The 13,071-nt window shown below is 61.2% G+C and carries 11 protein-coding genes; 8 read left to right on the top strand and 3 right to left on the bottom strand.

Translation table 11 applies throughout. The annotated features are described in order from the left end of the window. Positions 1-563 precede the first annotated feature (563 nt). The 3 genes from NANH_RS0109125 to NANH_RS25850 form a co-directional block, all read right to left on the bottom strand. A complete protein-coding gene (locus NANH_RS0109125; protein ID WP_027261759.1) occupies positions 564-1,349 on the bottom strand; it encodes a formate/nitrite transporter family protein in 786 nt (261 codons plus the stop codon). Between the two features lie 589 nt (positions 1,350-1,938). Beyond that, positions 1,939-2,985, bottom strand: coding sequence for a ketopantoate reductase family protein (locus tag NANH_RS0109120; protein WP_027261758.1), 1,047 nt, complete (start codon positions 2,983-2,985; stop codon positions 1,939-1,941). Continuing rightward, on the bottom strand, positions 2,909-3,928 hold the full coding sequence (locus NANH_RS25850) for a hydrolase (protein WP_074920668.1): 1,020 nt from the start codon (positions 3,926-3,928) through the stop codon (positions 2,909-2,911). The genes NANH_RS0109120 and NANH_RS25850 overlap by 77 nt, the downstream gene beginning before the upstream one ends. 191 nt (positions 3,929-4,119) lie before the next feature. On the opposite strand from NANH_RS25850, the gene NANH_RS0109110 reads away from it, so the two are divergent. The 8 genes from NANH_RS0109110 to NANH_RS0109075 all read left to right on the top strand — a co-directional run bounded on the left by NANH_RS0109110 (position 4,120) and on the right by NANH_RS0109075 (position 13,040). Next, positions 4,120-4,836 (top strand): GntR family transcriptional regulator, encoded by a 717-nt coding sequence (locus tag NANH_RS0109110; RefSeq protein WP_027261757.1) that lies wholly within the window; start codon positions 4,120-4,122, stop codon positions 4,834-4,836. 28 nt (positions 4,837-4,864) lie between these two features. After that, positions 4,865-6,625: an oxalyl-CoA decarboxylase gene (gene oxc, locus NANH_RS0109105; protein ID WP_027261756.1), complete on the top strand. Its 1,761-nt coding sequence runs from the start codon at positions 4,865-4,867 to the stop codon at positions 6,623-6,625. A gap of 23 nt (positions 6,626-6,648) precedes the next feature. Beyond that, on the top strand, positions 6,649-7,923 hold the full coding sequence (gene frc / locus NANH_RS0109100) for a formyl-CoA transferase (RefSeq protein WP_027261755.1): 1,275 nt from the start codon (positions 6,649-6,651) through the stop codon (positions 7,921-7,923). 12 nt (positions 7,924-7,935) lie between these two features. After that, positions 7,936-8,853 carry a methionyl-tRNA formyltransferase gene (locus NANH_RS0109095; RefSeq protein ID WP_027261754.1) on the top strand — a complete coding sequence of 306 codons (918 nt, stop codon included), beginning with the start codon at positions 7,936-7,938 and terminating at the stop codon, positions 8,851-8,853. A 7-nt stretch (positions 8,854-8,860) separates the two neighbouring features. Then, positions 8,861-10,537 carry a formate--tetrahydrofolate ligase gene (locus NANH_RS0109090; RefSeq protein ID WP_027261753.1) on the top strand — a complete coding sequence of 559 codons (1,677 nt, stop codon included), beginning with the start codon at positions 8,861-8,863 and terminating at the stop codon, positions 10,535-10,537. 11 nt (positions 10,538-10,548) lie between these two features. Then, entirely contained in the window at positions 10,549-11,406 is an 858-nt protein-coding gene (locus NANH_RS0109085; protein WP_027261752.1) for a universal stress protein, read from the top strand. A 119-nt stretch (positions 11,407-11,525) separates the two neighbouring features. After that, complete coding sequence (locus NANH_RS0109080; RefSeq protein WP_027261751.1) at positions 11,526-12,488, top strand: Bug family tripartite tricarboxylate transporter substrate binding protein; 963 nt, start codon at positions 11,526-11,528, stop codon at positions 12,486-12,488. 48 nt (positions 12,489-12,536) lie between these two features. After that, positions 12,537-13,040 (top strand): tripartite tricarboxylate transporter TctB family protein, encoded by a 504-nt coding sequence (locus tag NANH_RS0109075; RefSeq protein WP_027261750.1) that lies wholly within the window; start codon positions 12,537-12,539, stop codon positions 13,038-13,040. Positions 13,041-13,071: the final 31 nt, after the last annotated feature.

Genomic DNA, 13,071 nt, shown 5'->3' with positions numbered 1-13,071 from the left:
CTTAGGCGGCCCATTTTGTCCATCGCCTTTCTCTGCAAGACGTCCGGCGGGTTCAGGTTTCCCAACGCTGATTGCGGCCTGCGCCAATTGTAATCCTCCTGCCATTATTCCAGCCTTTCGCGCGCATCATGCAATGTGTCAAACAGCGTTTCAGCAAAGCATTCGGCTTTATGTATGAAACACACCAAGGGTGTGAGCGATGATTAGGGCGTTGGCGCTGCTGAATAATTCTCTGCCTATGCAGCTCAAAGCCGCGTCGCAGACCCGCCATAACGTGCCTCACAGTGTCCGCTATCACTCTATTGGCAGTGCACGCAGCCCCGACGTTACCGCTCTAGCTTGAGTTTGTGTCGGTCCTTCATGGCCTGCAAGGATGTCTTGTTGCCCAAGGCTGATTGAGAAAGCTGCCGGTTGCAGAGCCATACGTAGCGGTGCAGCGTTGCCTTCCTGATGCGGACCTATGCGTTGTACACCCATGAGATACTGTGGGTCCTTCAAATCCGGGCAAGGCGGTCTGTGGACGCTTTTGTGGATCGGGAACGACATTAATCGCCGCCGTCTGTTCAGCTTTGGGAAGGGCCGTGATAGGCGAAGCGATAGGACAGCGCGACGCCGCCCGCTCCTCCGACGACATTCCCGAGCGTGACCCAGATCAGGTTTGCCAAGGCGGCCCCCGGCGTTACCGCTGACCCGGCGAACCAGCCCTGGGGAAAGAAGTACATGTTCGCGACGGAGTGCTCGAGCCCAAGCAACACGAACGCACCGACAGGCCAGATAATCGCCAGAATTTTCCCCGCCGCAGTCCGCGCGGCGAACGAAAGCCAGATCGCGAGGCACACCAGCGCATTGCACAAGGCTCCGCGCATGAAGGCTTCGAGTGGTCGCAGCGCGATCTTGGCCTCGGGGATTGCCACCGCTGCAGCGCTCATCTGACCATCCAGCAGGCCGCTCAGACCGAACGCGGTTGCAAGCCCGGCCGCGCCGACAAGATTTCCCGCATACACGATCAGCCAACTGCGCAACAACAGACTCATCGTGATCTTTCGATCGACTACCGCCATCACCATAAGCGCGTTGCCGGTGAATAATTCCGCGCCGCCGATGACGACCAGAACAAGCCCAAGTGAAAACACCACACCACCAAGCACCCTCGACGGCCCAAAGCTGGTGTCAACTCCGGTCATCGCGGCGGTGTAGGCGGCGGCTCCAAAGCCGATGAACGCTCCGGCAAGGATCGCCAGCACAAACATTTGCGAAATCGGAAGCCGCGCCTTGGTCACGCCGACGGCTTCTACCAGAACGGCGATCTGCGCGGGCTTGTGGGCATCAAAGTTGTTCTCGTCCTTCATGCCATGCACGATAGCGGATCATACGAAAAGGGAAAGGTCGCCGCGTCGCATCGCGCGATCGATCCGGCCACGAAATGCGCGCTCGTCAAATCGTGGTCCTGCGTGGCGCCGCGGCACGCAGCTTATGCGCAGGAAATCCCGGCTCGACACGGTCGCGCACCACCTGCCCGGGATCCGGCACGTCAGGACGCACAATTTGCGCCCCATAATCGATGTGGACGGGCCGACCCCTTCGCGGACGGGTAGGGCGGCGACCCGTTCGAAAATACCGGTTCCGAACGTTCCCTCGCTTGCCTGAACCGGGCTGACCGGAATGGCCGGAGATAAAAGCATGGGTTGCCCAGCAGGGCGGGGTCAGCACCGGGTGCGAGATTGGCCTTGGGTGGCCAGAGCTGGAGCGGCATCCAAAATCCCTGTTTTGCCCCCCTGCGGTGCCAAATCCGGCGAAATCGGCAACGCCTGCCACGCCCGCGCCGCGTTCACAGCCCGAGCGAGCGGCTCTCGGGGACGCCCAGACCGTTGCCGCAGGTCAGACGTTCCTTGAGTATACCGATCGCCGAATGCCGGTTCACCCAAGCAGGGCCACGTGTCACCCGGTGCGGTTCCTGGCCAGGTGGGCGTCCACCAGGGCGACAGTGGCGTCGATTTCGGGGTGGCGCATGTCCACGGCGCGGCCCGCCAGCATCATCAGCTTGTCCACCCGCTCGATGTTTGGTGCCCCGGCATAGACCGCGCGAGCGGCGGATGAGGGTTTCAGCAGGTTCTCGGCGGCCTTGGCGTATTTCTCAAAGGGCACCATGTCCGCCGGATCCGCGCCCAGACGCACCACCAGATCGGTGACAAAGCCATAGATTTCGCGCGACAGGTTCAGATCGTCATGCACCGCCTGCTGGATCGCGCGCGGGCCGTCCGCCGTGATGCAGCGATAGTTGCCGGTGGCCAGCATCGCCCATTTGGCAAAGGGCACGAACAGCGAGTCGTACACCCGCAGCTTGACCGGGACATCCTTGCCGTCGATGCGGTAGTCTAGAATGCCCTGTTCCAGTTCGGCCAGCATGGCGTCGTGCCGTTCGTTGTGGAATTTGGTGACTTTGAAGTTGGTCGGCAGGCCCACGTGCAACACGTTTGCCTCTTCTTCCGGGGGCCGGAAGGCCTGGGGGTCGGGCGAGCACAGCGTCATGCAGGCGGGGTCAAACGGCTTCCAGATGGCGGGGTCCAGATAGGCCGCGCCCAGTTCCGAACAGTCCAGATCGGGAATGCGTTTCAGATAGGGCAGGGGCGGCATGTTCATGATCGACATGCAGGGCACGCGCGACTTTGCTGCGCGCGTCAGCAGGTCGCTGAGCGTCGGGTGGGAATACTGCGGTTCCTGCATGGCCAGACAGACCAAGTCGTAATCCTGCGGGATTGCGGCCTCGGGCGTCGTGGCATCGACATTGCCGGCAAGATCGGCGGAAAAGAAGCTGCGGTGGTCATCTTCGTCGCGCAGCTTGATTCGGACTTCGGTGCCCTTGGCGTTAATCAGCGCGGCGGTCTGGTCGCGGCAAACCAGCGTGACGTCATGGCCCGCAGCGGCAAATTTGGTCCCGAGAAGAGAGCCGTAGGAGGCACCGAGAATCAGAATCTTGTAGGGCATGCCACGTGTTTCCTTGTTTTGTCGCTTGCTGGTCGCTGATGCGCCGCAGCTTTGGTGTATTGATATGGCCCGGCTGGCGGGAGTGTTGGCGGGATGTAGAAAACATCGCGTCAGAAAGCGCAATATTATTGCGCCCGCAATCGCGACTTTTGGAGGTGCCGGGGGCAGGCCCGCTCAACAGGCGCCCGCCTGACCGGGTCGGCCCAACAGGTCGACCAGCGTTTCGTCCAGCTCGGCGGGGGAAGGCTAGACCCGGATACCGGCGATATTCACAGGCCCGATCTTGTCTTCGGCGCCGCTCTTGCCGCCCGAGATCACCGCGTCGGCATGGCCCATAGTACGCCCCGGCGGTACGCCCGGTAATAAAGCCGAGCACGGGGTTCTTGCGACGGCGCTTGGCCTGGTCGATCAGAAATTGGGCGCCTTCAAAGGCTGGGGTGCCCGCCCGTCCCAGCCATTCGAAAACGACCATTTCCGTGGTCACGATGCTGACGCCCGACGCGCTGAGCCGCGCCAGGCAGGGGCGTTCGCTGTCCAGGCTGCGCGATGCGGTGGCGTCCGAAACGACAAAGACGTCATGCCCGGCTTCGACCATGCTTTCGGCGGTCTGCACCACGCAGATATGGGCCTCCATTCCCGTGATGACAGCTCGTTTGCGGTCAAGAGCGCGGAAGGCGCGAGCAAAATCGTCGTCTTCCATGCAGGAAAAGTACATCTTGGGTAAAATTGGCGCATTGCCTGCGGCCTTGCGGATTTCGGGCACGGTGTGGCCCAGGCCTTGAGGGTATTGTTCGGTCAGGATCGCCGGCACATCGGTACGTGCAGAGGCGTGCAACGGAAGGCGGGTATTTGCGATGGTGCGGGCAGGGGCCTGCATGGCCGGAACCAGCCGTTCCTGCATGTCGATGACGATGACCGCCGATTCCCGTGCCCTGATCAGCATCGTGCGATTCCGTTGCTTGTGGATATTGGTATTTGGTATACCAGCGGGTGTGATGTCAAGTTTTGCAGCTCAATCAGCCACAAGACTACACCGTTGACGGATGGCCGTGCCGGTGTATGGTATACCAGATACAAGGATCGAATCTGACCGAAAGGAAAAGCGATCCGGACATCTTGGGAGGGATGTATTTCGTGTCGATCGGCGACAAATTGAATCCGATTTCGGTGAACTTCACGTTGAAGGATCACACGTTCGAGGTTCTGCGCGATGCGATTCTGGGCATGAATATCTATCAGCCTGAAACCAACCTGCGGCTGGATGAACGCCATCTGGCCGAGCGTCTGGGCATATCGCGCACCCCGATCCGCGAGGCGTTGGCGCGACTGGCGCAAGACGGGCTGGTCGAGATCCTTCCGCGCAAGGGTGTGTTCGTGATCCGCAAGTCACGCACGGAAATTCTGGAGATGGTGGTGACCTGGGCGGCGTTGGAAAGCATGGCGGCGCGGATGGCGACGGAACATGCCAGCGACGCAGACCTCAAGGCGCTGCGGTTGTTTGCGATGAAGCACAGCAGCGACGCTGTGCGGGCCGAGCTGGAGGAATACTCGGATGCCAACATCCGGTTTCATCAGACCATTCTGGAGCTGTCGGGCTGTGCCTTGCTGAAGACGACGGCGGATGGGTTGTTCATGCATATGCAGGCGATCCGCCGCCGGGCGATGGGCGAAAGCGACCGGGCGCGGCGCTCGGTGGCCGATCACATGGAAATCATCGAGGCGCTGGAGATCCGCGACGGAGATCTGGCGTCGCGGCGGGTGCGCGAGCACACCATGCGGCTGCATGATCACATCCACAAGACCTGGACCCGGTTGGAAAATCTCGGCTCGGCCAAGACGGAAGCCGGTTAGAAATTATGGACTTTATCGGAGACCGAACATGACACAATCCGCTGTTGCGCAGGTAACGGGTGAAGATGCGCCGCTGGAATTGACCGATGGGTTTCATCTGCTGATCGATGCGCTGAAGTTGAACGATATCAACACGATCTACAACGTGCCGGGTATTCCGATCACCGATCTGGGGCGGTACGCGCAGGCGCAGGGGATGCGGGTAATTTCGTTTCGGCATGAACAGCACGCCGGATATGCGGCGTCGGTCGCGGGTTTTCTGACCAAGAAGCCGGGCGTGTGCATGACGGTTTCGGCGCCGGGGTTCATGAACGGTTTGACCGCGCTGGCGAACGCGACGACGAATTGCTGGCCGATGATCCTGATCTCGGGCTCGTCCGAGCGCGAGATCGTCGATTTGGCACAGGGCGATTATGAAGAGATGGACCAGTTGGCCATGGCCCGGCCGTTCTGCAAGGCGGCGTATCGCCTGACCTATGCCGAGGATATCGGCATCGCCGTCGCGCGGGCGATCCGCAGCGCTGTCAGCGGGCGGCCCGGCGGGGTCTATCTGGACATTCCGGGCGCGATGCTGGGCCAGACGATGGATGCGGCCAAAGGCGCGCAGTCGCTGGTCAAGGTCATCGATCCGGCTCCGCGTCAGACACCGGCGCCAGGCGCCATTGCCCGCGCAATCAGCGTGATGAAAGAGGCCAGGCGCCCGCTGATCGTGATCGGCAAGGGCGCGGCGTACGACCAGTCCGACGATGTGGTGCGCGAGTTGGTGGAGAAGTCGGGCTATCCGTTCCTGCCGATGTCGATGGCCAAAGGGCTGTTGCCGGATACCCATCCGCAATGCGCCGCCGCTGCGCGGTCGCTGGCGCTGAAGGACAGCGATGTGGTGATCATGTTGGGCGCGCGGATCAACTGGCTGCTGAGCCACGGCAAGGGCAAACAGTGGGGCGAGCCGGGCGGCAAGAAATTCATTCAGATCGATATCGACGCCGAGGAAATGGACAGCAACGTCGAAATCGCGGCCCCTTTGGTGGGCGATGTGGGGTCCTGCGCACGGGCATTGATCGATGCGATGGAAAACGAAGGCATCGCACCGCCCGAGGCCTGGCTGGATCAGGTCCATTCCAAGGCTACGGTCAACATGGAGAAGATGGCTTCGCGGTTGCAGAATAACAGCAATCCGATGGATTACCATTCCGCACTGGGTGTGCTGAAACAGGTCATCAACGAACAGCCCGACACCATTCTGGTGAACGAAGGGGCGAATACGCTGGATCTGGCCCGCTCGATCATCAACGTGCACAAGCCGCGCCACCGGATCGACGTGGGCACATGGGGTGTCATGGGAATTGGCATGGGCGCGGCCATCGCGGCCTCGATCGAGACCGGCAAGCGGGTGCTGGCGGTCGAGGGCGACAGCGCCTTCGGGTTCTGCGGCATGGAGGTCGAAACCATCTGCCGCTATAAACTGCCGATTTGCGTGGTGGTGTTCAATAACAACGGTATCTATCGCGGCGACGGCGAGAACTGGGGTGGCGGAGATGATCCGGCGACCACGTCGTTTGTGCCGGATTCCCGCTATGACATGATGATGGAAGCCTTTGGCGGCGTCGGTGTCTGGGTCAAGACCCCGGACGCGTTGCGCCAGGCGGTGAACGCGGCGCTGGCCAGCGGCAAGCCAACCCTGGTCAACGCCGCCATCGATCCGGCAGCGGGCAAGGAAAGCGGCAATATCGGCAATCTCAATCCGCAGTCGGTGGTGGCGCAGGCGCGCTATCCCCAGGCACGCAAGTAAATTTTCGGAACAGGAAGACAGCCATGAAAGCACTTGAAGGTATCAAGGTTCTCGATTTCACCCACGTTCAGTCGGGACCCACCTGTACACAGCTGCTGGCCTGGTTCGGCGCAGATGTGATCAAGGTCGAACGCCCCGGCGTCGGGGATGCCACCCGCAAGCAGCTGGTCGATGTGCCGGGGGCTGACAGCCTGTATTTCACGATGCTGAATCACAACAAGCGTTCGATCGAATTGAACTCGAAGAACGAGACCGGCAAGGAGATCCTGACCCGGCTGATTCAGGAATGCGATGTGCTGGTGGAAAATTTTGCGCCCGGTGCGCTGGACCGGATGGGGTTCTCCTGGGAGAATATCCAGAAGATCAACCCGCGTATCATCATGGCGTCCATCAAGGGGTTCGGGCCGGGCAAGTATCAGGATTGCAAGGTCTATGAGAACGTCGCGCAATGTGCCGGCGGGTCGGCCTCGACCACGGGGTTCCGCGATGGTCCGCCCCTGGTTACCGGCGCGCAGATCGGCGATTCCGGCACCGGGCTGCATCTGTGTCTGGGCATCGTGACCGCTTTGTTTCAGCGCGAGAAAACCGGGCGCGGGCAAAAGGTGTCGGCCGCGATGCAGGATTCCGTTCTCAACCTGGCGCGGGTCAAGCTGCGCGACCAGCAGCGTCTGGCTGCCGGGCCGTTGACCGAATACAGCCAGTTTGGCGAAGGCGTGCCCTTTGGAGAGGCAACGCCGCGCGCGGGCAATGACAGCGGCGGCGGGCAGCCGGGGCGCATCCTGAAATGCAAGGGCTGGGAGCAGGATCCCAACGCCTATACCTATTTCATCATTCAGGCCGCGATCTGGGAAAAGGTCTGCGATGTCATCGGCGAGCCCGAGTGGAAGACCAAGGAAGGCTATGCCAAGCCGCCCGAGCGTCTGGACAAACTGAACGAGATTTTCGAGCGCATCGAACAGTGGACCATGACCAAGACCAAGTTCGAGGTGATGGACATCTGCAACCCGCATGACATTCCGGTCGGTCCGATTCTGTCGATGAAAGAGATTTCCGAAGACGAGGGGCTTTATGCCACCGGAACGCTGGTTCGGGTCGATCATCCGGAACGCGGCGAATACATCAGCGTCGGCTGTCCGATCAAGCTGTCGGACAGCGATGTGGTGGTCGAACGTTCGCCATTGCTGGGCGAACACACCGAAGAAATCCTGTCTCAGGTTCTGGGCTATGCCGGCGAGGATCTGGACCGGGTGATCGGCTCGGGCGCTGTGGGCGACATCAAGCGCCAGGCGGCGGAATAAGGGGGCGGGGCGATGCGGATTATCGTCATGGGACAACAGGCGTTCGGCAAGGATGCGCTGGCCAAGATCATCGAGGCAGGCGTGGACGAGGTCGTGGCGGTCTATTGCGAGCCCGACCGTGACGGCAAGCCGGTCGACCCGATCAAGGAATACGCGCTGGAACAGGGATTGCCGGTGCTGCAGCCTGCGCATTTCAAGGAACAGGTCACCATTGACGAACTGGCCGGGTTCAAGGCGGATCTGATGGTGATGGCCTTTGTCAATGTCTTCGTGCCTGAGGCGGCGCGCGAGACACCGACACATGGCTCGATCTGTTTCCACCCGTCGCTGCTGCCGCTGTATCGCGGGCCGTCGGCGGTGAACTGGCCGATTATCATGGGCGATACGATGTCCGGATTTTCGTGGTTCTATCCCAGCGATGGGCTGGACGAGGGCGATGTGCTATTGAACTGGAAGTGCGAGATCGGCCCCGATGACACGGTGATCGACCTCTATTTCAAAAAGATCTATCCGGCGGCCATCGAGTCGGTGTTGCAGGTCTGCGATCTGTACCGCTCGGGCAATCCGCCCCATATGGCGCAGGATGAAGCGCGGGCGACCTACGAACGACGCTGCACCCGCAAACATGCCAGGATCGATTGGAACAAGCCGGTCAAGCAGGTCTATGACCTGATCCGCGGCACCAATCCGGCACCCGGCGCCTGGACCACGCATGAGGGCGCGGAACTGGGCATCTATGACAGTGCCCGCGTGCCCGGTGACGGGGTTTCCAGCCGAGTCATCGAGGTTTCAGAGGCGGGCGTGACGATGCAGTGCATCGGTGGGCGCATCCAGATCAAACGCGTGAAACCGGCCGGAGGCGGCAAGATGCCCGCCGCCGAATGGGCCGCACAGGCCGGGTTGACCGCCGGTGACACACTGGGAGAGTGAGAGAGCAATGCCCTTTAAGAGCGACATAGAGATAGCGCGAGGCGCGGTTAAGTTACCGATCGTGGAGATTGGTGGCAAGGTGGGGATCGGGAGTGACGATCTTTTGCCGTACGGGCATGACAAGGCGAAGGTGAGCCAGGGTTTTATCGACAGCGTTCAGGGGAATGCGAGCGGCAAGCTGATCCTGGTGACGGCGATCAACCCGACGCCTGCGGGCGAGGGCAAGACGACGACGACGGTTGGTCTGGGGGACGGTCTGAACCGGATCGGCAAGAAGGCGATGATCTGCATCCGCGAGGCGTCCCTGGGTCCGAACTTCGGCATGAAGGGCGGGGCCGCGGGTGGCGGTCAGGCGCAGGTTGTGCCGATGGAGGACATGAACCTGCATTTCACCGGCGATTTTCACGCCATCACCAGCGCGCACAGCCTGCTGAGCGCGATGATCGACAACCACATCTACTGGGGCAACGAGCTGGGCATCGACACCCGCCGGGTGGTGTGGCGCCGGGTGGTGGACATGAACGACCGGGCGCTGCGCCAGATCACGGCGTCTCTGGGCGGGGTGTCCAACGGCTTTCCGCGCGAGGCGGGGTTCGACATCACCGTGGCGTCCGAGGTGATGGCGATCCTGTGCCTGGCCAACGACCTTGGGGATCTGGAAAAGCGGCTGGGGGACATCATCGTGGCGTATCGGCGCGACAAGACGCCGGTCTATGCGCGTGACATCAAGGCCGACGGGGCGATGACGGTGCTGCTCAAGGACGCGATGCAGCCCAATCTGGTGCAGACGCTGGAGAACAACCCGGCGTTTGTGCATGGCGGCCCCTTCGCCAATATCGCCCATGGCTGCAACTCGGTGATCGCGACCAAGACGGCGCTGAAGATTTCCGATTATGTGGTCACCGAGGCGGGTTTCGGCGCCGATCTGGGAGCCGAGAAGTTCATGAACATCAAGTGCCGCAAGGCCGGGATCGCGCCGTCGGCGGTGGTCGTGGTGGCGACGGTGCGGGCGATGAAGATGAACGGCGGCGTGGCCAAGGCGGATCTGGGGGCGGAAAATGTCGCGGCGGTGCGCGCCGGCTGCGCCAATCTGGGACGGCATATCGAAAATGTTAAGTCCTTTGGCGTACCGGTGGTGGTGGCGATCAACCATTTTGTCACCGACACCGATGCCGAGGTGGCGGCGGTGAAGGATTACGTGACCAGCCACGGCTCGCAGGCGGTGCTGAGCCGGCACTGGGAACTGGGCGGCGAAGGGGCCGAGGATCTGGCCCGCAAGGTGGTCGAGATCGTCGATGCCGGTCAGGCGAATTTCTCGCCGATCTACCCGGACGAGATGGGACTTTTCGACAAGATCGAAACCATCGCCAAGCGGATCTACCGCGCCGATGAGGTGCTGGCGGATGCCAAGATCCGCACCCAGCTGCGCGACTGGGAGGCGGCGGGCTATGGCCACCTGCCGGTGTGCATGGCCAAAACGCAATACAGCTTTACCACCGACCCGAACCGGCGCGGGGCACCCACCGGGCATTCGGTGCCGGTGCGCGAAGTGCGCCTGAGCGCGGGGGCGGGGTTTGTGGTGGTGGTCTGCGGCGAGATCATGACCATGCCCGGCCTGCCCAGAACCCCCAGCGCCGAAAACATCCGCCTCAACTCCGACGGCCAGATCGAAGGCCTGTTTTAGGGAGCGTTCCGATGATCCGCAAAATTCTGGTACCGGTGCGAGGCGATGGCAAGGGCGACAATGTCCTGGCCCATGCCGCCGCGATGGCCCATCGCAACAACAGCCACCTAGTGATCACCCATTGCCGGGCGCGACCGGAGGATCTGTTGCCATTTGGGGTTCCGATCCCGGCGATGTTCCGCAAGCAGATGGTCAAACAGGCCGAAGAACTCGCGAATCTGGAAGAAGCAAGCCTGAAGGACGAACTCAAGGCGCTGGCGAGCGAGCTGAACCTGGTGCTGAGCGATGTTCCGAACGGTAGCGACAAGGCAACCGCATCCTGGGTCGAGGAGACCGGAAAGCAGGTCGATGTGATCCGTCGTCACGGCCGGTTGGCCGATGTGATCGCGGTCGCGCAGCCGGATGTGGATCGAAACCTGGGGGCGAATACGCTGAAGGCGGCGCTGTTTCGCACCGGGCGGCCGGTGATGATGGTGCCAAACAAGATCGCGCCTCCAAACAGCCTGGGCGCGCATGTGAGCATCGCCTGGAACGGGTCGCTGGAGAGTTCGCGCGCGGTCACGATGACGCTGCCGATTCTACATTCGGCCGACCGGGTCACGATCCTGTCCTCGGGCGGCGAGCCCAAATCAGCCACGGCGGAAGATCTTCAGGGCTATCTCGCGGCACATGGCGTGACGGCGCGGATCCACCGTTTCACCGGGTCGGGCAATGTGGGCAAGACACTGCTGTCCTCAAGCCTCGACGTTGGTGCCGATACGCTGATCATGGGCGCCTATGGTGACAGCCATGAAAAGGAAACGATTTTTGGCGGCAATACCCAGCATATCGTCGACAAGGCGAAGATGCCCGTCATTCTGGTACATTGACCGGTGCACCGGATGAGCCAGCCGCAAGGGAGGAATCAATAAACGATCCGTCGATGAAAACGGTGGACAGTGCGGCGCGACATTATCGCGTCAAACGCGAGATATCCTGGGAGGATACCATGACTCTTACGAAACGAATGTTTGTACAGATGGCTGGCGCAGCTGCGCTGGCAGGGGCTTTTGCGGCTCCGGCGGCGGCCTTTGAGCCGACCAAGCCGGTGGATTTTGTCATCATGGCCGGTGCCGGTGGCGGTGCGGACCAGATCGCCCGTTTTTTGCAGTCGGTTGCCGAGAAGAAGGACCTGACCTCGCGCCCTCTGGTGCCCAACAACAAAGGTGGCGGATCCGGGGCCGAGGCTCTGATCGCGCTGAAAGGGACCAGCGATCCGGATCACACCATTCTGGTGACGCTGAACTCTTTCTTCACCACCCCGCTGCGCCAGGAGAACCTGGGCATCGACATCCAGACCTTTACGCCGGTGGCGATGATGGGCGTGGATCCGTTCGTGCTGTGGGTCCACAAGGACAGCGGCATCACCACCTTCGAAGACTGGCTCGCCAAGGTGAAAGAGGGCGGTTACATCATGGGGGGCACCGGCAAGGGGCAGGAAGACAGCCTGGTCATCACCTTCCTTGAGCAGAATTACGATCTGGATATCAAGTATATCCCTTACAAGGGGGGCGGCGCTGTAGCCAAGGATCTGGCTGGGCAACAGATCATGGCCAGCGTCAACAATCCGGCCGAAGCCAAGGGTTTCTATGCGTCCGGTGACGTGGTGCCATTGGTGGCGTTCTCGGACGAGAGGTTGGCGGCGTTCCCGGACGTTCCGACCGTCAAGGAACTGGGTAAGGATTTCAGCTATTACAACCAGCGGGCTGTGGTTGGCGCGCCGGGCATGTCCGATGAAGCGGCGGCCTATTATCAGGAGTTGTTCAAGACCATCTACGACACCCAAGAATGGCAGGATTACATGACCTCGGAAAGCCTGTCGCCGCTGTGGATGGGACCGGACGAGCAGAAGGCCTATTGGAACACCCAGGTCGAGCGTCACAAGGAACTGTTGGCGGCGATGGGCGAATAAGCCCACCCGACCTGAAACGATACCAATAGTGCTTTGAAGGAGGGCCAGATGCGCCTTGCAGAAATCGTCACGGCCGGCGTTCTGGCCCTCTTGTCCATCTATCTGATGTGGAAAAGTACCGAACTGAATGTCGGCTACATTCCCGACGAAGGCCCCGGGGGCGGCTTCTGGCCCTTCTGGCTCTCCGGAATCATGCTGATCTGCACCGGACTGATTGCTTTCAACTGGTTCCGGCGAACGTCACCGCCGTCGCAATCCACCGACGTGTTGCTGGACGGCTATGGTAAGCGGACGCTGGTTCTGGTCGGGGGGGGGCTGCTGGGGTTCATCGCGCTGATCAACATCATCTCGATGTATGGTGCGATGGTGGTGTTTCTGATCTATTATCTGCGGTTTCTGGGACGGCACAGTTGGACACTGACCGCAATCCTGTCGATCTCGATTCCCGTGGTGTTCTTTATCTTCTTTGAGGCGCTGATGCGGATCACACTGCCCAAGGGCATGAAGTTCACCGAGCCGTTTTACAACTTTCTCAACACAATCATCTACTGATCCCGCCCGGCTCTTGCGTGCGCGACAGGGG

This window comes from Sedimentitalea nanhaiensis DSM 24252, assembly GCF_000473225.1.
In the GTDB taxonomy this organism is placed as follows: domain Bacteria; phylum Pseudomonadota; class Alphaproteobacteria; order Rhodobacterales; family Rhodobacteraceae; genus Sedimentitalea; species Sedimentitalea nanhaiensis.
This window is presented reverse-complemented; position numbering and strand designations above follow the sequence as displayed.